We start from the raw sequence: 23144 nt of genomic DNA on the forward strand, positions 1-23144 counted from the left end.
TGGGTAGGGGAGTCGTGAGTCGTTATGCTTCGACGACGAGATCCGACAGCGGAATCGCCTGGCATGCGAAGCACATGTCGGGTTCTTCGGGTGCATTGCCCGAGAGATGATCGGCGGTGCCTTTTGCGAGCCGCACCGCGCAGCTTTCGCACTGGCCGACGCGGCAACCACTCGGCAGCGACACGCCGATGCTCTCGGCGAACGCGAGCAGGCTGCCTTGCACCGGCGTCCAGCGCGCCGTTTTTCCGGAGCGCGCGAAGGTCACCGAGAAGGCCTGTGATGCATCGGCGCGCGGCTGCGAAGGCGAGCGGAACGCTTCCTTGAAGATGTCGAACCCAGGTACGCCTCGCGCGACGAGTCCGTCGATGATCGGCGTCATCATCGGCTCGGGGCCGCACAGGTAGAAGCGCGCGCGGCGCCGGATCAGATCGTCGCCGATCACTGACGCGTCGAGATAACCGGCGCGGTCGTAGTCGACGCCGAACACATCGAGTTCCGCGCGCGGATGCGCGTAGCAGTCCAACACGCGCAATGCAGGCCATTCTTTATGCAACGCCTGGATGCGCTGCTTGTACGCATGCGCTGCGCCGTGACGATTCGCATAGAAAAGCCACGCTTCGGGACGCTGCTGCGTCGCGGTCTCGCGCGCGAGCGATTCCAGATACGAAATGAACGGCGTGATGCCAATGCCGCCCGCGAACATCACCACGGGCTGGCGTGAGCGCATCGGCAGCACGAAGGTGCCGCCTGGCGCGCGCAAGCCCACTTCGTCGCCCACGGCGAGTTCGCGATGTATATGACTCGACATCGCGCCTTCCGGCTGATGGCGCACGGAGATCGTGTAGGTGCGGCGGCCGCGTTCCTTCGCATGGCCGACCAGCGAATACGCGCGCGTGGCGCCGCGTTCGCCGAGGGTCGAGACATGCACCGTCACATGTTGTCCTGGCAGGTAGTCGGGCAGCGGGCCACTGTCTTTCGCGGCGAAGGTGACCGTGCGTACACCCTCGGCTTCGTCGACGAGATTCGTCACGACGAAATCGCGCCAGCCTTTCCACGCGCGCCGCTCGCGTTCGAACGACGGATCGGGCTGCAGATCGCAGGCGAGCGCGCGCATCGGCATGGAGCCGGAGAGCGGATCGCATTGCGTCCCCGACACCAGATTGCTGAAGTTGCTGTTGAGCTTGCCGCGCGCGTCGAAACCTTGCATGCCGAGTTCGTCGCATGCCTGCCACCAGCCGTATTCGGCGATGAGCACGTCGTCGGCGAGCGCCTCTTCTATTCGCCCGACGAAACGCGCCGAGCCGCGCGCGGTGCGCAGGATCACCCAGTCGCCGTTCTCGATGCCTTTCTTCGCCGCGAGCGCCGCACTCATTTCGACCAGCGGATACGGCGCGCGCTTGCGCAGTCGCGTGACGCCGCGATGCTGGCTGTGACAGTAGTAGCCGTTCTTCGTCGAAGTGAGCACGTAGGGGTAGGCCAGATCGCGCGCTTCCGGTGCGATCCCCGCAGGCGGTACGAACACCGGCACCGGCGGATAGCCATGCCGCAAGAGCTTTTCCGAATACAGCTCGACGCGCAGCGTCTCCGTGCGAAAGCCGCGCGGACCGTCGTGCACCGGCAGCGCGTATTGCTTCTCGCGTTGTTCGAGCGGGCGCGAAATGCCTTCGGGATGCGCGCGCAATGTCGCCACGTCGAGGCCGAGCGGTGCGAGCATATGATTCCATCCCGCCTCGATGCTGCCGCCGAAGAACGCGTCGTGCATGTCCAGACGCGTCGCGAGCGCGAACACGATGTCATAATCGGCGCGGCTTTCGCCACGTGGGCTCACCATGCGCTGACGCAACTGCACGAGTTCCACCGCGCGCTCGTCGATCTCGAAGCCGATGCGCAAGCCCTCGCGTTCCCACGGCGTATTGATCGGCAGAAAGATGTCCGCATAACGCGACGACGGCGTTTCGTATAAATCGCAATGCACATGAAATTCAAGCTGGCTCAGTGCGGCGTGCGCGGATTCGGCATCGGGCTGGGAGACCAGCGGATTGGTGCCAAATGCGAATAACGCACGCACCTTGTACGGTTCGCCTTCGAGCATCGCGCGATACATATCGCGCGCGGTGATCCAGCCTTGCGCGGGCGGCCCGAGCGGACGTTCGTCGAGGCCGAGCGCCTTGGCACGTTGCTGCGGCGCACAGAGAGCGTACGTGCTCACGGCATTGGCCGGTTGCTTGACGTACTCGCGATTCGAGCCGCGCGTGTCGAAGGCGCCCGTGAGCGCGTAGAGCGTGGCGATGGCGCGTTCGGTCTGCGTCGCATTGGTATGCTGGCCGACGCCCGACCACGCGTGATACGCGATGCGCGCACCCGGCGCAAGCAGGGCGGCCGCGCGTTCGAGCGCATCGGGCTCGACGCCGGTAATGGCTTCGACGCGCTCGGGCGTGAAGTCATCGAGCGCGCGCCGGTAGCACGCGAACGCCGGTTCGCATTCCACTGCCCCGACGGTGTACAGGCCTTCGAGCGCCAGGTCGTCGGGCGTCGTGTGCGCCTCTTGGCCGAGCGCTTCTGCACGGCCAAGAGGCGCGTTCCATACGACGTAGCGATTAGCCGGTGCCTGCGAATCAATATCGCGCTCGCGCAGAAAGCGCCCGTTGTCGCGCCGCACCAGCAGAGGCGCATTGGTCCAGGTGCGCACGAACGTATCGTCATAGCTGCGCGTTTCGATGATGCGTCGCGCAATGCCCATCGCGAGCGCTGCGTCGGTGCCGGGACGCACGCGCAGCCAGACATCGGCTTCGCGCGCGAGGGCCGTTGGACGTGGATCAGCGACGACCAGTTTTGCGCCGTTGCGGCGGCCGGCTGCAATGGCATCGGCCTGCGCGAGCCACGTGTTGGCGGGGTTCGTGCCCCACAGGAGAATGACTCCGGCGTGGCGGTAGTCGGCAACCGGAATACCGCAGCCGAACGTGAACGCATGGGCCACGTCCTTGTGCCAGTTGCAGATTTCCGTCGCGTAGCAGATGTTGGGGCTGCCGTAGGACCAGATGAAGCGTTCGACCCAGTCGATGCTGTCGCTCATCGGCGTGCCGCTCGGCGTCGTCACGCCAAATGCGACCGATTCGGCGCCGTGCTCGCGGCGCAGGGTATCGAGCTTCGCGGCGATTTCGTCGAGCGCCTCGTCCCAGCCGATGCGCACCCAGCCCGGATCGTCGGCGCCCTTCGGCGCGGTGCGGCGCATGGGATGAAGCACGCGGTGCGGGCTGTGCACGAGTTCCGGCGCGGACTTGCCTTTCAGGCACGTTGCGTGGCCCGTGGGGTGTTCGCGGTCGGGGCGCACTTCCGTCAACTGATCGCCGCGCACGATGTTGATCGTCCCGCAACGCGAACGGCAAAGTGTGCAGTAGCCCTTTTTTTCCTGTACTTCCATCTCCGTCTCCGGGTTTCATACGGCTATGCTACGAAACCGGAAACGATGCCAAATTCATATTTTTGATCCGGCAATATAGAGTTTTTCAATACCTTACATTTTGGGCGTTTCATATGCCGCGCCAGATTACCCTGCGTCAGATCGAGTACTTTTTATCCGTCGCCGATACCGGGCAGATTTTGCGTTCGTCGAATCTGTGCAACGTTTCGCAGTCGTCGATGACCATCGCGCTGCAAAACCTCGAGGACGCAGTGGGCGTGCCGCTTCTGTCCCGGCATGCCAAAGGCGTCCGGCTCACCGATGCGGGTGTGCGCTTCATGCGGCATGTGCAGCAGGCGCGACAGTCGGTGCAGGAGGCGGTGCTCGCGGCGCAGGAAGTGCCGGAGCAGATCTCGGGGCGGGTACGTATCGGCATGACGGAAACGATATCCGCCTATCTATTGCCGTCGTTGATGTCGACCGTCACGCGCCGCTTCCGCAATCTGCAGGTGGAGGTCATCGAGCGTGAGCGCGAAACCATTGAACGTCAGTTGCTCGACGGCGAACTGGACATGGCGCTGCTGCTCGTCTCCAACACCGCGCTGCACGACGACCTGAAGTGCGAAACCATGATCCGCTCCCCGCGCCGGTTGTGGACGCCGCCCGATCATCCGTTACTCGAAACGCAGCGCGTGACGCTCGAGGACGTCGCGCAGGAAAAGTATCTTCTGCTCGACATGGACGAGCACGTGCAGACGGTCGCGCGTTACTGGGGGAAGTACGGCGTCGCACCGCGCGTGCGCATGCAGAGTACCTCGATTGAGGCGGTGCGCAGTCTCGTCGCGTTGGGCGAGGGCGTGACCATACTTTCTGATCTCGTCTATCGGCCGTGGTCGCTGGAAGGCAATCGCATCAGCCGCAGAGACCTGAGCGTGGCGGTGCCGACAATGGACGTGGGCGCGGTGTGGCACCGGAAGGTGACCTTGGGCCGCCAGGTGAGGACGCTACTGGATCTGTTCAGGTCGTGGAAGCACAGCACATTGTGATCGGCCGCTTCGTCCGGGAAACGGACGTTTGTATCGGGCGTTTTGCCGTAGTTACCACTCTCGCAGCTGCACGTTGACTTGCGCGGGGAGCGAACCGACGAAGAGGCAATTGGCCATTCGCCGGCATGCCAGCGTGTCGCGGAGCCTTGACGGCCTCTATCCGATGGAAAGGCCGCAGGAAGCGTCGCGAGACTCTCGGTACAAAGACCGATGCAGCGTCGAACGCGGTAATCACCCAACGTCGTTTCGGTCGGACACGCATTTGAGCGCGTCAGGGCCGCTCCGGCCGGGCGAGATAGCTTCGAGTGGGGCGGAGCGCGCTTCGTTTAATGCGGTAGCTTGCCGGTTCAGAACGTATAGCCGACCGACAAGAAGGTCACAATCGGATTCAGCTTGAGCTTGGATTCACTCTTGATCTGCCCGACGGCGGAGTTCGTCGTGAGCGTCGCGCGTGCGGACAGCCACATGTACGACACGGAGAACGCCGCCGACCAGTGTCTGGTGAAGTTATAGGAAAGTCCGGCGTTCACGACCGGCGCAAACGAATTGCTGATATGCACGCTAGTGGGGCCCGTCAATGCGGTGCCGGTCTGCGGCGAATAAAGGAACGCGCCGTTGGCCATCTGCTGACTCAGCTTGACGTCTGAGAACCACACGTATGAGCCACCCGCACCGACATAGGGGCGGAACTTGCTCTGGGCACTGAGGAAGTAGTACTTGAGCAGCAGCGTCGGGCTCCATTCACGGGCCGTACCCAGTTCGCCCAATGGCCCGAGCGTGCCTTCGCCGGTGAGATGAAACTTCGGCGGCACGCCCGTCACCGCTTCGACGGCGATGTGATCCGTGACGAAATACTGGAGCGTCAGTCCGAAGGTGTCCGCATCACTCACGGATGCGCTTGCGCCTTGTTTCGTGACCGTCTGACCCAGCGCGGTGACGTTGAAGGGGCCACTTGAATCCTGCGGTGCGAAGTGCATCCAGCCGGCACTGACCTGGATATCGCCCGCCGACTGCGCATGTGCGCTCGTCACGCCTGCCATGCTCGTCGTTGCGAGGGCCGCGCATGCAAAGAGTTGCAGCTTCATTTCTTCTCTCCTCGTTTCAGATTTCAATCGGTGCCAGGCGAGCGCATTCACATCGTCTCAGCCACACGGCCCGAGGCGACGAACGCACGACAAAAGAAAACAAGTGAACCGACGGTCTCTACGGACAGCAGTCGAGACTCACCTTTAAATACGCGTAGCTCATTTCGATGCTGCGCTTCACGGCGTGCACCTCGTCGACGCCTGGCGCGTTGCCGAGCAACGTAGCGACGATCTCGAGCGCCTCCCACGGATGTGCGTCGTCGTAGTGCGCGTGCAGACTGAGCCAGCGCATGGCCTTATGGCGCATCGAGACGGGAAAGCTGTTCGCGTAGGTGTCACTGCTGCAAACAAATGTCGACCACTCGCCCGTGACGCCTTCGATCGCGAAGTTGGTTGCGGCGATGCTCGCGGCTAGCGGGTTCCCTTTGCTGCTCTTCCAGCACCAGTGCGAAAGTGCGTAAGCGAGGGACGGACCGCCGCCTTTCATCAGTGCGCGCTTGTTGACGTCGTGCGCGGCTGCCCAGTCGACCCAGTAATCCGTGCGGTTTTGCCCAACGCAGATATTGCGAGTCAGATAGCGCCGCGCCAGATCCATTAGTGGATAACGGCAACACTTCTGGGCTGCTGAAGTGAAGAAACGAGAACTATCGATTTTTTCTGAAAGCACGCCAAAAGTGCCCACTTGTTCAATCAGGGCGAGCCTTCGCCGCCGGGATGCAAATAGCGGAGGGGCTGCCTTGGCGACGAACTGCTCTTCTGCCAGTGTCCTCGACGGACATCGATTCAATGGGCGCTCGATGATATTCAGTAGTTCCTGAGTTGGCCACAGCGTTTTAATGCGGCGCCCCGGTGGCAAGCACTCGTCAAAGAACATATCGCTTTGGCTGAGAGACAAGCGCATCGGATGCTTAGCCGGACGAAACGACCGTTCGTCTTGTCCGCATTCCTATCATCGGAACGTAAGTCTGATGGACAACAAGCGCATCCCTCTCAGGATTTGTCGTGGACTGCCGTTATGAATAGCAGGCGCTCTGTTCCCCGCACACCCAATCGCGAGGCATTTGGAACATGCTGATGCCGACCGGGTAACGCGGGTCTCATGGCCTCGCGATCTGAATCCAACGACGCGGGCGAGAACGATGAGCGTGACAAACAGGTTGGCTTTTGCGCCGCGCGTGCTGCGGTCGCCGGCTCAGGAGCCGCCCGGCGTCGGCGTCGAACACGAGCCGCCACGCCAGCCCACAGACTGGCGGACGCGGGCGGCAGGCTGCGCCTGGTGCATGGCGTTCGCGGTTGTCGCCGTTCTGGCAATGGTGCGCATCGATCTTCAGGCGCAGTTTTGCCTCGCGTTCATGACGCTCGCCGTGATGATCGTGTTGCGCCGTTCCGGTCTGATCGAGCGCACGCGGCTGTTCTTCCTCCTATGTTCTGCATTCCTGTCGATCCGATACGTTTGCTGGCGCACCACTTCGACGCTCGGCTACAACGGCTTCGCGGACTTCATCCTGATGATGATGATGTACGGCGCCGAGTTGTACGGCATCGTGCTGACGCTCGGTGGCCTGTTCGTCAACAGCCGGCCGCTCAAGCGCGAGGGCGTGCCCTTGATCCGCACGGCCGGCCCGCTGCCCACCGTCGATGTCTACGTTCCGTCGTACAACGAGCCGCCGGAGATGCTGGAAATCACGCTGCGCGCTGCGCTTGACATGCGCTACGACCGCGATCGCATGAATGTCTATCTGCTCGACGACGGCGGTACCGAACAGAAGCGCACGCAGGCCGATCCCGTGAAAGCAGCCGCCGCGCAGGAACGCGCACTGACACTGTCGCTGCTGGCCGCGCGGCACGGTGCACACTATCTGAGCCGAGAGCGCAACGAGCACGCTAAAGCAGGCAACATCAACGCGGCGCTCGAGAAAACCAGTGGCGAGCTGATCGTGATCTTCGACGCGGATCACGTGCCGACGGCTGACTTCCTCGAAAAGACGATCGGTTATTTTCAACGCGACAGCGAGCTATTCCTGTTGCAGACGCCGCACTTCTTCAGCAATCCGGACCCGCTCGAAAAGAACCTCGGCATGTTCGGCAAGATGCCGCCCGAGAACGAGATGTTCTATTCGGTGATCCAGCGCGGCCTCGATTTCTGGAACGCGTCGTTCTTCTGTGGCTCGGCGGCGGTGCTGCGCCGAAAGTGTCTGATGGAAATCGGCGGTATTACCGGCACATCGATCACCGAAGACGCCGAAACCGCGCTGATGCTTCACGCACGAGGCTATCGCAGCGCTTATCTGAACGAGCCATTGATCGCCGGTTTGCAACCCGAGACGTTCGCGAGTTTCGTCGTGCAGCGCGTGCGCTGGGCGCAGGGGATGATCCAGCTTCTCATGTTCCGCAATCCGCTGCGGATGAAGGGGCTGAAACTCGCGCAGCGCCTCTGCTATTTCTCGAACGCGTTCTTCTGGTTCTTCTGCTACGCGCGCGTCGTGTTCCTGCTCGCGCCCGCACTGTATCTGCTGTTCGGTCTGCAGTTCTATAACGCGACGTTGCCAGAGTTCTTCGCGTATGGCCTGCCGCAAATGGTTGGCGTGATCCTCACGACGGATTACCTGTTCGGCAAGTACCGCTGGACGCTAATTTCAGAAGTCTACGAAATGCTGCTCTCGATGTTCTCGTTGCGAGGCGTCGTCGCGGTGCTGCTCAATCCGCGCGCGCCGACATTCAATGTGACGCCCAAAGGCGAGCAAAGCGACGCGGACCAGATTTCGGAACTCGCCGGGCCGTTCTACGCGGTGTATCTCGGCGTGCTGATCTCGGCGATCGTCGGCGTGTGGCGCTTGATCGATGGCGACATGCAGCGCGGCGTGATCGCGTCGTCGGTGGCGTGGAGCGTGCTGAACCTGGTGCTTCTCAATGCGTGCATCGGTGTGCTGTACGAACGCCGGCAGCGCCGCGTCGCGCCGCGCGTGCCTGCGGACATCGCCGGCACACTGCTGCTATCGAACGTCGCGGATGAGCAAGGCGCAACGCCCGCCCGCGCATTCTCGCCTGCGTTCGACTGCCGTATCGTCGATCTGTCGGCGGGCGGCGCGAAGCTGATCGTGCCGCTCGGTGCGCAGTCGTCGATTCCTCGTGGCTGGACCGCCACGCTCGATGCATACAACGCGGCGCGTGGCTGCCACTGCCAATTGCCGGTGGTCGTGCGCGGGGTGTTCGAACCCGGCGACGGCACGTGCGCGGTCGGCGTCGAGTTCTCCGATCGCAGTGTCGAGGGACTGAGCGACCGCGTATCGCTCGTCTATGGCGACAGCGGCCGTTGGCGCAGCTTCCGCGATCAGCGCAACAAGCGCATCGGTATCCGGCGCGGATTAGGCCTCGTCGTGCGGCTCGGCACCGTGCACGCGCTCGCGCACTACCGGACCTTTTTCACCGCGCTGCTGCGATATGTCCTGAATCGGCTGGCGAGTCGACGACACGCGCTGCGCCGCGTCGTGACATCTGCAAAGTCTTGATTGGATGATCTCCATGTCTGTCATAAGAAAAACCATGATTGCCGGCTGGACGGCCTGCGCGATTTTCAGCACGATGTCAGAGGCTGCGACGTATGCCGGGAAAAGCGCGTCCGCACCGGCGGCGGCTTCTGCGGTGAATCCCGGTGCGACGGCGGCAACCGCTGTATCGCTCGCAACTTACGCGAATCTGTCCGGGCCGATGCGCATTGCAGGCGCGTCCGCGTCGCGTTCGATCAGCGTGCCGGTATCCGCGCGCGAAGCGGTGCGCGGCGCTACGCTGCATCTGGTCGCGTCGAACTCGGTATCGCTTTTGGGAGAGCGCTCGCAGCTCGTCGTGCGCGTCAATGACCGCGCGATCGCGCAATTCCAGCTGTCGCCGCGTCAGCCGGAACTGACCGCCGACATCCGCGTGCCCGCCGAGCTACTGCGCGCCGGCTACAACACCTTGAGCTTTCAGGTCGCGCAGCATTCGACTGAGAACTGTGAAGAGCCGAATTCACCGGAACTGTGGACTGAAGTCGACACGAGCACATCGACGTTTGCGATCCAGACCGAATTGAGCCCACTGACGGGTACGCCGCCGCTGCTCGCCAGACTCGACGAACTCATCGATCCGAAGCAGAACGCGCCGCGCGCCATTGCGATCGTCCACGCCGCGCATCCGGTAACCGATACGCAACTCGCGAGCGGCGGGCTGCTCGCACAAGGCGTCGCGTTGCGGCTGCGATACAAGAGCGCCGAGCTGCGCGTGCAGGACGCGCAAACGGGCGAGGGCGGCGGCATGCTGCCCGGCCTCGATCTCACATCGCTCGCGGACGCCGATGTGCTCCTGATCGGCAAGCGCGACACGCTCGCGTCATACCTCGACGCGCGCACGCTCGAGCGCATCGGCGGCGCGTTTCTCGGCGTCTATCCGAAACCCGGCGATCCGCTTCATTTCGTGCTGGTCGTCGCGGGCCGCACCGATGACGAAGTCAATCTCGCCGCGCGCGTGTTCTCGCATGCGGAAGTGCCGCTGCCGCGCCGCAACGAGATGAACGCAGACGCGCTCGCCGAAGCACGCATCGGCGACGCGACCGGCCGCGACGTGCTGTCGGGCACGAAGCCGTATCGTCTGCGCGATCTCGGCTTTCGCAGCACGACGCTCGGCGTAGGCGCGAGCGCGGATGTGAAGCTGACGCTGCCTGCCGACGTCTACGCGCCTGAAAACGCGCAGGCCGTGCTGACGCTGAACTTCGCAGAAGGCGCGAAGATGCGTGCGGACTCGGTGCTGAACCTGTATCTGAACGATCGCTTCGTGCAGGCGGTCGCGCTGGATCAGCAGCAGGGCGCGGTGGTCAATCGCTATCGCGTGTCCGTGCCTTTGCGGCGCTTTCTGCCGGGCGCGAACGTGCTGTCGCTGCGTCCGGTGCTGGTGCCGCTCGTCACCGATCGATGCGAACTGCGCCAGTCGGGCAATCTGCAGTTGTCCGTGTTCGACGATTCAACGATCGAGCTGCCGCCAGTGCTGCACTTCACGAATCTGCCGGACCTGCGGCGCTTTGCCGAAAGCGGCTTTCCGTACACGCGACGCGCTGACGGCGCCGATCTCGCGATCCAGCTCAACGCCCGGGACAACGACACGCTCAACGCCGCGTGGTCGCTTCTCGGCAAGCTCGCGCAGAAGCAGGGCAGGCCGCTGACGAGCGCACAGATCACCGCGGGTGTGCCGGGCGTCGGGCGGCAGACGATCATCGTCGCAGCGGGCACGGACTTGCCGCGCGCGGCGCTCGAAGGCGCACCGTGGGCGCCAGGCAAGTCGATGCGGCTCGCGACCGGCGTGCGCGCCGAGGGCGAATCCGAGACACCGGCGAGCTTGTGGGAGAACGTGAAGAGCGTCTTCGGCAAGCCGGCATACGCGGCGAACGGTTCGCCCGACACGGTGATCGAGGGCGACATGAAGCTGTCGCGTCAGTTGCTCGTCATGCAGTACCGCAACGCCGCCAGCGCGACGGCAACGCTGATGACCGCAGAGACGCCCGCCGAGTTGCTGCGCGGCATGCAGCAGCTGATCGCGCCGCAGAACTGGGAATCGCTCGACGGCGACGTGAGCGTGGTTAGCCTCGACAGTGAAGCGCTTTGGACGACACGTGTCGGCCCACGCTATGAAGTCGGGGAAATCGGCGCGTTCGATCACATCGGCTATGAGGTGTCCGCGCATCCGTGGATCGCCTATGGCGTGCTGGCTGCGTGTCTGACCGTGCTCGCGGCGCTCACGGCCGTACTGCTGCGCCGCTATCACCGCAAGCACCATGGCGACTCGTCGAGCTGACCGGCGCGAAGCGCGCGGCGGCGGCGGACGGCTCGCGACGGCATTGCTGTGCGCGGCCGCGTTGCCGTCGCATGTCGACGCGGCTGTCACACAGGGCAACGTGGTGTCGGCCGAACGCGGCGCGGCGCAGGGCGTCGTGCAACAAGGTACGGGTGCGACGAACGCGATTCGAGGCGTCCAGCAGCGCGTGCAGACGAACGTGCTGACGCCCGAGATGCCGCGCGCGCCATCCGACGATACGGTCGAGACAGCCGCTTCCGGCGGGCGCGCGCCCGCTGCCAAAGCGCCCGCAACGCCCGACGAACGTCCCCTTTGGAATCTGTTGCACGCAAAGCGCCTCGTCGATTTCGACGCGATGCTCGCGCGTGTCGAGCGGCGCTTTCCGACCTGGACGCCTCCGGCGAGCCTCGTCGCGGAGCGCACTCGTCAAGAGCGCGACATGCAGATCCGGCGTGCGCTCGCCGGCGATGTCGGGCTGCTTCGCGCGCAGATCGCAGCAGACCCGGACGCGTTCGGCTGCGCGCATATCGATCGCACATGGAGTGCGGCGGATCTGCTCGACGCAGCGGGCGACTCCGATGCGGTCTATGCCCTCTATCGTCCGATCGTCGCCGCATGTGAGCCCGACGTGAATCGCGTGGTGACCTTGCAGCGCGCGGCGAAGCAGTTGCCGCCTGCGCAGGCCAATGCGCTGATCGATGTCGAATGGAGGCAGGGCAGGCGCGGCGAAGCGGCCGCACGTGATTTTGCGCGCTTGCGCAATGCACGTGTGCTCGATGCGTCGACGAACTGGGCGACCGATGAAACGAGCACGAGGCGCACGCTCGCAGAACTCGCGCAATCGATCCGCGAGTCACGTGATGGCGCTTCGGCGATACGCGCGGCGTGGCTCGAATTCGCGCTGCACGACTACTCAGCCGCCGCGCAATGGTTCGAGCTCGCGATCGTGTACGGCGAAGGGACGTCGGACGATGCGACGCTAGGTCTCGCCCAGGTGCGCGTCGCGCAAGGCGATCTCGATGCGGCCGAGGGCCTGCTTGCGCGCCCATCGATTGCCGATGACTCGCGCACGCGTGCGTTGCGCGGTGAAATCGCGATGTCGCGCGCAAGCGAAGCCTATCGGCAGGGCAGCTATCGCGACAGTCTGGCGGCGCTCGACGCCGCGCGCGACGCGGGTGTGTCCGATGAGCGAGTCGAACCGCTGCGCGGCTGGAACCTCTTCGCGCTCGGCGATTATGCGCAGGCGGAACGTGTGTTCGACGCGCATTATCAACTGCATCACGACGACGACAGCGCCGAGGGCATCGCGTTGAGCGTGAAGGCCCAGGGACGTCATCGTCCTTCATCGCCCGCCGGTCCGCTACCCGCGTACATTGCAGCAGTCGATGCGCAGAATCTGTACTACGAGAAGCAGTTCGTCGAATCACAGCGCACGTGGCGCAACGCGGTCTCGGGCACTGCCGACGCACAGCGCATCGCGCACTACCTGCCCGCCGATCTGACCGGAATCGACGCGCCGTCGATCACCGGCGGTTCCGGCTGGGTCAATCACGCGGGTGTGAAGGGAGAAAACCGTCTGACGGTGTTTTCGCCGACGCTCGACGCCGAATGGTTCGACGCGTCGCGCGTGTACGAAATGCGCTATCGCCAACTGTTCTTGAACAATGGCATCAACACCGTCAACGCCGAGGAGTTGCAGGGCAAGCTGACCCAGACTGTGCGCCTGGACGACGGCCGCACACTCGATGTCCACGCGATTGCCGGTGTTACGCAGGGCGGGCCGTTCGGCGCTTCGATGCAGGGCGAGGCGGGCGTCGCGCAAACGACGTCGTGGGGCGCATGGTCTGCCTACGCGGCAGCGCTGCCGGTGCGCGATTCGCTGCTGTCGTGGCGCGGCGAGAGCGTCCTCTACAGCGGCGTCGATCCGGCCACAGGCACGCACGCCAGCAGAACATTCGAATGGGGACGTGTCACGCGCGCGACGACTGGTGGCAGCGCGCGGTGGCAGATCGGCTCGCGTTGGAATGTGAGCGCGGGAGGGCACTTCGACTGGCTGACGGGCCACGAGGTCGACGGCAACGAAGGACTCGGCGTCGACTTCGCCGCGAGCTACGATCTGCGCGTGCCGGGCTTCGACTATCTGAGCATCGGGCCTGCGCTGCACTATCTCGGATACCGGCGCAACGAAAACTTCTTCGTGCCCACACAAGGCGGCTATTACAGTCCGCAGATGTCGACCAGCGCGGGTGCGGCGCTGCAGTTTCTGTCGCAGGAAGGGCGTTCCTGGCAGGTGTCGGGAAACGTTGAAACCGGCTGGAATTACGCAAGGCAGTCGGCGGGATCTTGCCCGGTGAGCCCATTTGCGCATACCGTTCCGGCCATCGATTGCAGCGGCAGTACCGATCGCGGTCCCTATGCACACGTACAGTTCGCGGCGGCACTGCGGGTGGCCGCGCACTGGCAGATCGGTGCGCTCGCCGATCTCAATGTGACGCCCGGGCGCGACCGCCAAGTCGCGGCAATCGCGTATGTGCGCTATTTCCTGTCGCCGCGCAACGCGGTGTTCAGCCGTGATCTGCCGCATGGCGCACACGATTTGCACCTTGCCTTCGACGAATCGCGTTGATATGGCGGGAGTGGCAGAAGATGTGCATGGCGGCAAGATTTCGTTCGCTAGCGATGGACCGGGCTTGCATTTCAGAGTGCAATCCACAGAACATCGCAAAGAGACGATTGGGAACAGGCGGTCTGCGTGCACCCGGACGTCTACCTGTCCGAACACCCGACCCGGGGCTCTGCTTGAGACGCTCGTTCATCAAGACATTCGCACCACCGCTGATCTGCCCGATACCTATCGACCCTTGCGGGTTGCGGTCGGGGAACGGGTGGAGATTGCCGAGCTGGCCAAGACCGTCTCGAGCATCTTTGAGCCTGGACGAGTGCACGGCGACCGGTATAACCCTGCGCTTATGGACGTTTTGGATCGAGCCTAGCCTAGATGGTGCGCATGTGATGGGCGGGATGGGCGAAATGCAGTTCGAAGCTACTGCGCTGTAATTTCGACCAAACCGCCGCACGGCCGACTTCAACGAGACGGTCTGGGTCCGACTGCCTTTGCCTTGACCGATAATGGCTTTGCGCAGGAGGGCGTTCCCGTCGCGGGAGCATTGAGGTCAAAAGCGCCGATACGATGCAACGCACATCGGCCTCGGCCAAAATTCCGAAAAAAGCGGTCCCAGCTAACTTCCTTTGTTACGCCGGCCGGATTGGCTGGCATTCCATTTGGCGCCAGAAAAGCCATCGCGCGAAGCGCTAATCAGCCACTCGGAAGTTCGTTCACGATCTGACTCAGACAGACAGTCAAGCTAACAACGGCGAACGGGCGAGATTTCGCAAGCAGACTTCATCGACTGCCTGTCCATTCAGTGCCCTTCGGTCTGCGCAGAAACTCGCCGAGAAAGTCGACAAAGGTCCTGAGCTTGACCGAAAGCTGATTGCGCTCCAGATAGATCGCGTGGATATTGGCATTCGGCAATGCCCAGTCCGCGAGCAACGGCACGAGTTCGCCGCGCGCGAGATGTCCCTCGATCTCCCACTGCGATCGCACAACGATCCCGCGACCTTCGAGCGCCCATTGAAGCACGATGCTGCCGTCGTTGCTGGACAGCGCTCCATCAACCTTGACCGTTTCAGTGCGCTTGCCGCGCGCGAAATGCCATGTGCCGTAGGCCGACTCGTTCTCGCGCAAAACGATGCACGCATGCCGCGTCAGATCGTGCGGCACCGAAGGCTTGCCGTGCCGCGCCACGTAGTCGGGCGACGCGCACACGAGGCGCCTGTTCTCCAGCAATAGCCGCGCGTTGATGCGCGCATCCGGCACCTCGCCGAAGCGGATGCCAACATCGAATCCCTCGTCCTGAAGACTCACCGGCCGGTCCGTCAGATGCAGCAGGATTTTCATCGCGGGATAGCGCGCGACGAATTCCGACACCGCTGGCGCGATGCGTGCACGCCCGAACCCGAACGACGCGTTCACGCGTAGCAGGCCGGTCGGCTCGCCACGGCTTTGCGTGACGAGATGCTCCAGTTCCGACAACTCGTCGAGAATGCGCGAGCCGTTCGACAGATATAGCTCGCCCTCCGGCGTGAGACTCAGACGCCGCGTCGTGCGGTTCATCAGGCGCACGCCGAGGCGCCGTTCAAGCTGCGCGAGCCGCTTGCTGACCGCGGGCGGCGTCACGCCGAGCTCGCGCGCGGCCGCGGCCAGGTTCCGGTGTCGCGCCACGAGCGCGAACAGGTTGAGGTCAGAAAAGCCGTCCATCTCCATGCTCCATATGCTCTCGCTGATTCGTTCCCTGGAGTTACTTCCGGAATGCTTTTCAGGAAACCCAATCGCAGGATTCATCAATTAGACTCGAATCACGATCAGGAGACAACCATGTTCGAAGGCTTCAGGAACGTGTCGACGATTGTCGACGGCATAAGCATTCACGCGATTCAGGGCGGACGCGGCCCCGCGCTTTTGCTGTTGCACGGGCATCCGCAGACGCACGCGATCTGGCACAAGGTCGCGCCAGCACTGGCAGAACATTTCACGGTGATCGCCGCGGACTTGCGCGGCTACGGCGACAGCGGCAAGCCGGCGGGCGCCGCCGATCACTCGAACTACGCGAAGCGCCGCATGGCGCTCGATCAGATCGAACTGATGCGCAGCCTGGGCCATGAGAGCTTCGCGGTGATCGGCCACGATCGGGGCGGGCGTGTCGCGGCGCGCATGGCGCTCGATCACCCGGATGCGGTGACGCGCCTCGTGACGCTCGATGTCGCACCGACGCTCGCGATGTACGAGCAGACCTCGTTCGCCTTCGCGCGCGCCTACTGGCACTGGTTCATGCTGGTGCGCCCGGCGCCGTTTCCGGAGACGCTGATCCGCGCGAACCCCGATCTCTATCTCAAGCAGACGATCGGCGCGCGCAGTGCCGGCCTCGCGCCGTTCACGCCGGCGGCCTACGCGGAATACCTGCGTTGTCTATCCGATCCCGATACGGCGCACGGCATCTGCGAGGACTATCGCGCGAGCGTGACCATCGACCTCGAACACGACCGCGCGACGCTCGCTTCAGAGCAGCGCATCGGCTGTCCGTTCATGGCGTTGTGGGGCGCGCAGGGCGTGATCGAACAGTGCTTCGATCCGATTGCCGAATGGCGGGCGTACGCGCCAAACGTGCAGGGCGAGGCGTTGCCTTGCGGCCACTACATTCCCGAAGAAGCGCCGGAGCGGCTGCTCGAACGCGTGATGCCTTTTCTCAGCGAGTAAGCCATGTCAGACCAGACCCTTTACCGGAAGCTCGTCATTCGCACACCGTAGCGGGTATCGACGAACACATCGCGCTGCTGTACACAGATCCGCATCTGATGAACGAGTACACCCGCCCGCAAGCGTTCAGCGCGCTCGATGCCCGCTGCCGCGCGGTGCGCCGTCCGCGCCACAACTCGCGGTCGTGAGCCACATCATTCCGACGCATGTGGAGACGCCGCGCTACGTATGACAGGCCCGACTCGCTATGACTCTGGGCCGCGTAAGCCGTTTGGAAGACAACGGCACGACTCCTGCTCCGGTTGCTGACCACCCAAGGCAAACGGATATGAGCAAGAACAGCAAAGCGAATAAAGGGCTGCCCGCGCCCGATGATCGGCAGGCGCTTCTGACTGAGCTGCGCCGCTGCAAGATGGCGCGCTCGCCGCACGCGTACGTCAGAGGCAATACCGAACGATTTTATGAGTGGGTGATCGAGGCGAACGGAGAATCGCTGCCTCACGGCCCCGCAATCTGGATTTGCGGCGACTGCCACACCGGCAATCTCGGGCCCATAGCCAATGCAAAAGGCAAAGTCGAGATCCAGATTCGCGACCTCGATCAGACGGTGATCGGTAATCCCGTGCATGACGTCGTCCGCCTGGGATTGTCGCTCGCGACGGCTGCGCGCGGGTCGTCATTGTCCGGCCTGAACGTCGTGCGAATGATCGAGGCGTTGGCTGTCGGATACGAATCCGCGTTCGCAGATGAAGTCATCGACATCAAACGTCCTGAACCCGTTCACGTAACGATGAAGGAGGCCGTGCGCCGGTCGTGGCAGCATCTCGCGCGTGAGCGCATCGACGATCTGCATCCGGCGATTCCCTTGGGAAAGCGATTCTGGCCTCTTGCCAGCGACGAGCGAAAGGCGATCGAAGCGCTTCTCGCCGACGAAGACATTGCGAGTCTGCCGACCAGCCTGAAGGGTCGCAAGGACTCGGGCGAGGTCGTCGTGCTGGATGCGGCGTATTGGGTGAAGGGTTGCAGTTCGCTCGGCCGTCTGCGCTATGCGGTCCTGCTCGATGTCGACGGTGGCGTCGTGGAAGGCGACGACCTGTGTCTGATGGACATCAAGGAAGGCGTGAAGGCCGCGGCGCCCCGTTATGACGATGTGGCGATGCCGCGCGACAACGCGTTGCGCGTCCTCGAAGGTGCCAGGAACCTCTCGCCATATCTCGGTGATCGGATGCGCGCAGCACGCCTATTCGATCGCGGCGTGGTTATCCGCGAGTTGTTGCCGCAGGACATGAAGCTCGAGATCGAGCAACTCGGCAAGGATGACGCGATGCACGTCGCGCACTATCTCGCTGCGGTCGTCGGTAAGGCGCATGCGCGGCAGATGGACGACGCAACGAAGCGAGAGTGGCGAGCGGACCTCGGTCGCAATCGATCGAAGACCATCGACGCGCCGCTATGGCTTTGGAACAGCATCGTCCAGTTGGTGAGCAACCATGAAGCGGGGTACCTCGAACATTGTCGGCGTTACGCAACCGGAACTTGATGACCTGATTCAACCCGGCAACTTGTTGCGGTCGCTCTCGCCTTGCGTTCCCGGCGGCGTGCCTGGTTTGGTATCGGGTTTCTGCGATGCCAGATCTTCTTTCCTGTAGACATGCCTAGGGCGAAATCGCTTCGACGCGATCGTGCTCATGCTCGATACCCTGCGCCTCAATCAGGCGATGGATGAACCTCAACTTTTTCACCGCGCCGGGCGCGAGAGTAAACGGATACGGGTCGGGCATTCCCATGCTCCGATTTAGGCTATTCATTGCATAGGTCAGCATCGTCCACTGCTTCATCAGCAAGTCAAAGCTCGGTGAATGAGGCAGAACTTGTGCGGCGAATGTCGGCCCGTTCCGACTCAACTGCGCGATATTGATTCCACACGCGCGCGCGGTGCCTGTCGTATCAACGATGTGAAGGTAGTGCGCCCAGGTTTCGGCCCAGTCTTCCCAGGGATGCATCGTCGCGTAGGCGCTGACGTGGTTCGTCGCCCAGGCGGCTGTCGGGCCGTCGCGATAATGTCGCGCAAGCGCGTCGGAATAGTCTGTCCGATCGTCTCCGAACAATGAGCGGAAGGCGCCAGTCCGCCTTGCGCCGACGATAAGGCGGTCGAAATAGTAGTGACCGATCTCGTGTCTGAAATGGCCGAGCAACGTGCGGTAGGGTTCGCGCATCGCGATGCGCAAGCGTTCCCGGCGCACCTCGTCCGCCTCGGCGATGTTCATCGTGATCAAACCGCTGTGATGGCCGGTCAGTATTTTCTTGCCGCGCCGGCTTTCGAGAAATTCGAACTCGAGCCCTGTATCAGGATGCTCCTTGCGCGTGTCGACGCGTAGTCCCAGCACGGCGAGCGTGTACAACAATCGACGCTTGGCTGCTTCGAGCCTCGACCAGTAGTATCGCCTGCGAGGTGCCTTCAGATTCGGGATGACTGCGGTCAGGCGACAGGAATGACAAAACGCATCCGTCGAGTTCTCTGGAACCATCCAGTTGCAAACCTTCTCGACCGAGTAGTTGTAACACGGCTTATATCGTCCGTCGCCGCTGGCGGGTTTTGTTTCCCAGACGAAGCCCTTCAGTTTGACGAACGCGCTCATTTCGCCCGTTTCCGGGATGAAGCCGAGCATCGACCCGCAGCGTTCGCATTGAACGTTCTCGAAGAAGATGAGATGCCCGCAATCGGTACAGTGAAACGCTTTCATAAAAAGCTTTTTGAGGGCGTTCTGAGAATCGGTGTGAAAGTCATACGCACGGCTCGCAGATCACCTTGAATTCGACCAGTGCGGCATCTCCGAACGTCATGCTGATAGGCACATCCGTGGCATCGCGGCCGCGCGCCATAAGTACCCGGCCGGTGCGTGGAGCGTTGTTCCGCGGATCGAAGGTCTGCCATGTTCCGCCGAGATACGCTTCAAACCACGCGCAGAAGTCCTGGTCGGCGTAAGGCGGTGGCAGATTCACATCGCTGATATAGCCAGTGCAATATCGCGCCGGGATATTCATGGAACGGCACAGTGCGACCGCAAGTTGCGCGTAATCGCGGCAAACGCCGATTCTTTCCCGGTGGGCTTCAGAGGCTGTGCGGGTGGCCCTTGCGGTCTTGTAGTCGAACTTGATATGGGAGTGTACGTAATCGCAAATGGCGAGCACTTGGGCGCGTCCTTGCGGGAGGCCCCCGAATAGTTCCCATGCGACGCTCGAGAGCAGGTCAGTTTCGCAGTAGCGACTGCCGAGCAAGAATTGAAGACAGTCGTCTGGAAGCTCCTCGACCGGAAGCTGACCGTCTTCCACGGGGTAGGTCTCCGGCGTATCGGGCACCTCCAGCACGCCTTCCGTGGCGACCGTCAAAGCCCCCTTAGAGGGGGTTACGATGCGGGTGCACAGATTCCCGAAGCCGTCATAGTAGTGAGTGAAGGCCACCGGCGGGTCGAACGAGATGCGATCGGCGACGACGACCTTGTCCGACATGGATGGATGCGTATTGAGCAGAAGCACCGCAGGCGTAGCCTGAGTGCAGGAATAGGTCAACTGGAAACCGACACGGAGCTTCATGGAGTGAGATCCAAAAGATTAACGGGCGCCGACGGCGAACCCGAACGCTTTTACCTCCGAAGCCATCCCGTCGCTGGCGCAACCTGCCTGCATTACAGAGAGCAACACCGAGGCCTGAGATGGCCGTGGGTTTTGAAAAGACGATAACGCGAGCGTTTGCGCCAATACCTGCGGTCATTTAGGCAATATCCACCATATAAAAGCGGGTCGGAGGTGCATACGCCTTGTCGTGCCCGGCTCGTCAGGGACTTCTTGGAGCCGCTATCGAAGCGCTGTCTGTCCTAATGCTGCATTTGGTGGTACCGATCCCTCAGAGTACCTTGCTGAGCTTCGCCATTCCGGCAAGGGTGATCGCCGCGGCCTATCGACTCAACGCCAAGAGGCCGGACGTGAGCTCCTCGATCGAGCTGCAGTCGCTCGTCACCCTTGCTCGTCCCGAGCGGCTGCGGCAAGGAGACCACCTTGTGAATGATCACGGGGCTTGAGCGCGTCGCCGAAGGGGACGCGCATAATGAAGACCCAGAGCCGTTGATTAGTATTCACCAAATGCGTGAAGGCCGACGCAAAGCGGCCCTTGCGGGCCGCCTTTTCTAACTCTTTATGCGCAAAGCGGCGAGTCAAGCAGCTTGACCTGCCCCGAGCTCAGCGCCTGTGACGGGGTCGCTGTTAGCGTCCGAAGCAGTGCGTGCTGCCATGGCTTGCAGTGTTTCCACGTCTGCCGGTGTCACCGTTACCGTCGCCATTCCATCGCCACCATCGACAGCGGGTTGGGGATCGTCGACGAATGTCCACTCCGACCCCTCGTTCCACGGGCCACGTGTTCCGGACTCTTCGCCCCTCGACATCTTGTAGTAAACGCCCGCGTATTCGGGGAAGCCGGGAAGCTTGCCCTGCGGAAAATTCGGCTGTATCGAATGGAGCGCTTTCTCAAATGACTTCTGATGCGCGATCTCACGCGTCATCAAGAATCCGAGTGTATCGCGAATGCCCGGATCGTCGGTCACGTTGATGAGGCGCTCATAAACAATCTTGGCCCGCGCTTCCGCCGCGATGTTGGAACGCAGGTCGGCTGTGGGTTCTCCGATCGTATCGACATAGGCAGCCGTCCACGGCGCGCCAGCCGAGTTGATCAAGGCGGGTCCGCCGCCATAAAGCAGGGACGTGGTGTGTGAATCGTTGCCGCCGCCGGTCATCGAGCGATAAAGTTCTGCCTCGCTCTCGACTGCCTCAGCCAATTGTCCCTTTGCACCCTTATTCAACATGGCGATAATCGAACCGATGATTTCCAAGTGACTCAATTCTTCGGTTGCAATATCGAACAGGAGATCCTTGCGGCCCGGATCGTCTTCGCCTACTGCTTGCGTAAAGTAACGGCAAGCAGCGCCGAGCTCGCCTTGCGGTCCCCCGAACTGTTCCAGCAGCAAGTTTGCAAGACCGGGATTGGGCGCTGCGACGCGAACTGTATATTGAAGGCGTTTGTTATGAATGAACATGACTTTTTCCTTTGGAGAAGAGCCTTTCGCCATATGCGCGAGACGTTCCACGTTTGATGAGACGTTTCTCGCGAGTGACGATGTTTCGCCGAGCGGTCCCGCATCAGAATTGACGCGGCACGCCTTCTCATGAAGGCGCTCAGTTCTCAAAGCGAATATCGCTTTGGCGTGGTTACATCAGTTTGATGAATGGTGATCGACGGGTGGCTGCATCTCGCGATGAGATGCGAGCACCGCGAGAAAGTTATCGAACTGCTTTGCGCTTTCTGGGTTTGGCGGGCGTAAGCGCTGCGGTCCAGAAATCGACGACACCGCGCTTCGCTGCGGCGTTCGCGCGACCACGCGCCGATCCGATGACCTTATTCGCACCGCTCAACCAAATGCTCATAAACGGGTTCTTTTTCGTCCAGGGATTTTTCACGGATGCTCCTATGAGCAGGCGAGCGCCGTCCAAGCCGTGGAGCATCGCCTTGTCTTTGGACTTATACCGATTTCGTCGGCGTTTTGATGATCGCCTCGTCCGTGCTTTGCACGCCACGCGGAAGTTCCGACTCCGCCGCCGTCTGACCGGTCGGGCTCGCGCCGACACGCTCGACTTCGACGTCCGTGCCACGCAAGGTCTCGTTGATGGTTTCCGTGTGCTCCGTCGCCTCACGCCCCACGACGACCTCCTCGATCACATGCGCCGTCTTGGCCACCACCGCGTGCTCAGCCGTCTCCCGAATTTCCACCGAGCCTTCCTTCAGATCGGCTGCCGTGGCAACGCGATCCACGGACCGCCGCTCGATCGTCGCGTGGGCTTCTCGCAGATTCACGCTCTCGGAAACAGGCGTTTCCGTGGAACGGGAATAGACCCTCACGCCACCGGTTTCCACTTCACGCTTACCTACGTCGAGCGATTCGCGCGTTACTGCGAACGCCTTGCGATCTGCGGTTACTTCGTCGGGTGTGTAAGCCTTGGCCGTCGCGTCGAAGCCTGTATAACCATTGCTTTTCCATTGTGCGGCTCGCTCATCGACGTCGACGGCGCCTGCCTCATGCATCGTCGAGCGAACCATCTCGACGTGCGCTTCATCGACCACCGTGACGGTCAGCAATGCACCGCCGCGTCGAACGGCTTCCTGATAATGGCCCACTTCTTCCGGGCGATCGTCGGCGCCGAACATGTTGCTGAAGAAGTGTTCGATCTTGCCGAATACGCCGACTTCGTCGGTCGTTGCGGTCGATGCTCGAGCATCGACCAAAGCAGGGTCGCTCGACGCGCTTCGTTGCTCGGTGGCGTGCACTTCCATGTCGGTACTGTTGAGGCCGCTTTCCACCAGGCGGGAGACAGTCGTCTCGGCTTCCTGAAACGAGTCGAATACACCTACGATTACTTGGCTCATGCGA

Annotated in this window: 15 protein-coding genes and 1 pseudogene; 7 read left to right on the forward strand and 9 right to left on the reverse strand. The window is 62.4% G+C overall.

The window, feature by feature from the left end; all coding sequences use genetic code 11:
• Window positions 1–22: 22 nt before the first annotated feature.
• Window positions 23–3421 (reverse strand): molybdopterin-dependent oxidoreductase, encoded by a 3399-nt coding sequence (locus BTHE68_RS25780; RefSeq protein WP_162069090.1) that lies wholly within the window; start codon window positions 3419–3421, stop codon window positions 23–25.
• 113 nt (window positions 3422–3534) lie between these two features.
• Here BTHE68_RS25780 and BTHE68_RS25785 point away from each other — a divergent pair, with 113 nt between their 5' ends.
• On the forward strand, window positions 3535–4446 hold the full coding sequence (locus BTHE68_RS25785; protein ID WP_162069091.1) for a LysR family transcriptional regulator: 912 nt from the start codon (window positions 3535–3537) through the stop codon (window positions 4444–4446).
• Window positions 4447–4793: 347 nt separating this feature from the next.
• Here BTHE68_RS25785 and BTHE68_RS25790 read toward each other — a convergent pair whose 3' ends face one another.
• Together BTHE68_RS25790 and BTHE68_RS36760 are read right to left on the reverse strand one after the other, a co-directional pair.
• Window positions 4794–5531 (reverse strand): OmpW/AlkL family protein, encoded by a 738-nt coding sequence (locus BTHE68_RS25790; protein ID WP_162069092.1) that lies wholly within the window; start codon window positions 5529–5531, stop codon window positions 4794–4796.
• Window positions 5532–5649: 118 nt separating this feature from the next.
• Window positions 5650–6432, reverse strand: a complete 783-nt coding sequence (locus BTHE68_RS36760) for a TenA family transcriptional regulator (RefSeq protein WP_197919722.1) — start codon at window positions 6430–6432, stop codon at window positions 5650–5652.
• Window positions 6433–6670: 238 nt separating this feature from the next.
• Between BTHE68_RS36760 and bcsA the strand changes: the two genes are divergently transcribed.
• The 3 genes from bcsA to BTHE68_RS25810 are packed head-to-tail and all read left to right on the forward strand — an operon-like array spanning window position 6671 to window position 13977.
• A complete protein-coding gene (bcsA, locus tag BTHE68_RS25800) occupies window positions 6671–9040 on the forward strand; it encodes a UDP-forming cellulose synthase catalytic subunit (RefSeq protein WP_162069093.1) in 2370 nt (789 codons plus the stop codon).
• 13 nt (window positions 9041–9053) lie between these two features.
• The gene (locus tag BTHE68_RS25805; RefSeq protein ID WP_232078063.1) at window positions 9054–11351 is read left to right on the forward strand and encodes a cellulose biosynthesis cyclic di-GMP-binding regulatory protein BcsB; all 2298 of its coding nucleotides are present in this window, start codon (window positions 9054–9056) and stop codon (window positions 11349–11351) included.
• Complete coding sequence (locus BTHE68_RS25810) at window positions 11332–13977, forward strand: cellulose synthase subunit BcsC-related outer membrane protein (protein WP_162069094.1); 2646 nt, start codon at window positions 11332–11334, stop codon at window positions 13975–13977. Before BTHE68_RS25805 ends, BTHE68_RS25810 begins: the two co-directional genes overlap by 20 nt.
• A gap of 777 nt (window positions 13978–14754) precedes the next feature.
• Here the strand turns inward: BTHE68_RS25810 and BTHE68_RS25815 are convergent.
• Window positions 14755–15672, reverse strand: a complete 918-nt coding sequence (locus BTHE68_RS25815; protein WP_162069095.1) for a LysR family transcriptional regulator — start codon at window positions 15670–15672, stop codon at window positions 14755–14757.
• 117 nt (window positions 15673–15789) lie between these two features.
• Here BTHE68_RS25815 and BTHE68_RS25820 point away from each other — a divergent pair, with 117 nt between their 5' ends.
• The 3 genes and pseudogenes from BTHE68_RS25820 to BTHE68_RS25825 all read left to right on the forward strand — a co-directional run bounded on the left by BTHE68_RS25820 (window position 15790) and on the right by BTHE68_RS25825 (window position 18208).
• The gene (locus BTHE68_RS25820; RefSeq protein WP_162069096.1) at window positions 15790–16668 is read left to right on the forward strand and encodes an alpha/beta fold hydrolase; all 879 of its coding nucleotides are present in this window, start codon (window positions 15790–15792) and stop codon (window positions 16666–16668) included.
• Between the two features lie 3 nt (window positions 16669–16671).
• Window positions 16672–16897: pseudogene (locus tag BTHE68_RS37000) on the forward strand (aconitase family protein); the annotation flags it as partial.
• 99 nt (window positions 16898–16996) lie between these two features.
• Entirely contained in the window at window positions 16997–18208 is a 1212-nt protein-coding gene (locus BTHE68_RS25825; RefSeq protein WP_162069200.1) for a DUF2252 family protein, read from the forward strand.
• 115 nt (window positions 18209–18323) lie between these two features.
• Here the strand turns inward: BTHE68_RS25825 and BTHE68_RS25830 are convergent, their stop codons facing one another.
• The 5 genes from BTHE68_RS25830 to BTHE68_RS25845 form a co-directional block, all read right to left on the reverse strand.
• Window positions 18324–19412 carry a zinc-binding metallopeptidase family protein gene (locus BTHE68_RS25830; RefSeq protein WP_162069097.1) on the reverse strand — a complete coding sequence of 363 codons (1089 nt, stop codon included), beginning with the start codon at window positions 19410–19412 and terminating at the stop codon, window positions 18324–18326.
• 40 nt (window positions 19413–19452) lie between these two features.
• Window positions 19453–20262: a transglutaminase-like domain-containing protein gene (locus BTHE68_RS25835; RefSeq protein WP_162069098.1), complete on the reverse strand. Its 810-nt coding sequence runs from the start codon at window positions 20260–20262 to the stop codon at window positions 19453–19455.
• Between the two features lie 617 nt (window positions 20263–20879).
• Entirely contained in the window at window positions 20880–21755 is an 876-nt protein-coding gene (locus BTHE68_RS25840; protein WP_162069099.1) for a manganese catalase family protein, read from the reverse strand.
• A 244-nt stretch (window positions 21756–21999) separates the two neighbouring features.
• Window positions 22000–22176 carry a hypothetical protein gene (locus BTHE68_RS36665; RefSeq protein ID WP_174258111.1) on the reverse strand — a complete coding sequence of 59 codons (177 nt, stop codon included), beginning with the start codon at window positions 22174–22176 and terminating at the stop codon, window positions 22000–22002.
• Window positions 22177–22237: 61 nt separating this feature from the next.
• Window positions 22238–23140: a YsnF/AvaK domain-containing protein gene (locus BTHE68_RS25845; RefSeq protein ID WP_162069100.1), complete on the reverse strand. Its 903-nt coding sequence runs from the start codon at window positions 23138–23140 to the stop codon at window positions 22238–22240.
• Between the last annotated feature and the right edge of the window lie 4 nt (window positions 23141–23144).

It is taken from the genome of Burkholderia sp. THE68 (genome assembly GCF_009938265.1).
Lineage (GTDB): Bacteria > Pseudomonadota > Gammaproteobacteria > Burkholderiales > Burkholderiaceae > Caballeronia.

Bases quoted from the DNA above. Each gene is read 5' to 3' on its own strand.
- BTHE68_RS25830 (WP_162069097.1), bottom strand. From the start codon at position 19,412: ATGAAAGCGTTTCACTGTACCGATTGCGGGCATCTCATCTTCTTCGAG.
- BTHE68_RS25820 (WP_162069096.1), top strand. From the start codon at position 15,790: ATGTTCGAAGGCTTCAGGAACGTGTCGACGATTGTCGACGGCATAAGC.
- BTHE68_RS25805 (WP_232078063.1), top strand. From the start codon at position 9,054: ATGTCTGTCATAAGAAAAACCATGATTGCCGGCTGGACGGCCTGCGCG.
- BTHE68_RS25810 (WP_162069094.1), top strand. From the start codon at position 11,332: ATGGCGACTCGTCGAGCTGACCGGCGCGAAGCGCGCGGCGGCGGCGGA.
- BTHE68_RS36760 (WP_197919722.1), bottom strand. From the start codon at position 6,432: ATGCGCTTGTCTCTCAGCCAAAGCGATATGTTCTTTGACGAGTGCTTG.
- BTHE68_RS25790 (WP_162069092.1), bottom strand. From the start codon at position 5,531: ATGAAGCTGCAACTCTTTGCATGCGCGGCCCTCGCAACGACGAGCATG.
- BTHE68_RS25780 (WP_162069090.1), bottom strand. From the start codon at position 3,421: ATGGAAGTACAGGAAAAAAAGGGCTACTGCACACTTTGCCGTTCGCGT.
- BTHE68_RS25840 (WP_162069099.1), bottom strand. From the start codon at position 21,755: ATGTTCATTCATAACAAACGCCTTCAATATACAGTTCGCGTCGCAGCG.
- BTHE68_RS25815 (WP_162069095.1), bottom strand. From the start codon at position 15,672: ATGGACGGCTTTTCTGACCTCAACCTGTTCGCGCTCGTGGCGCGACAC.
- BTHE68_RS25785 (WP_162069091.1), top strand. From the start codon at position 3,535: ATGCCGCGCCAGATTACCCTGCGTCAGATCGAGTACTTTTTATCCGTC.
- bcsA (WP_162069093.1), top strand. From the start codon at position 6,671: ATGAGCGTGACAAACAGGTTGGCTTTTGCGCCGCGCGTGCTGCGGTCG.
- BTHE68_RS25825 (WP_162069200.1), top strand. From the start codon at position 16,997: ATGAGCAAGAACAGCAAAGCGAATAAAGGGCTGCCCGCGCCCGATGAT.
- BTHE68_RS25845 (WP_162069100.1), bottom strand. From the start codon at position 23,140: ATGAGCCAAGTAATCGTAGGTGTATTCGACTCGTTTCAGGAAGCCGAG.
- BTHE68_RS25835 (WP_162069098.1), bottom strand. From the start codon at position 20,262: ATGAAGCTCCGTGTCGGTTTCCAGTTGACCTATTCCTGCACTCAGGCT.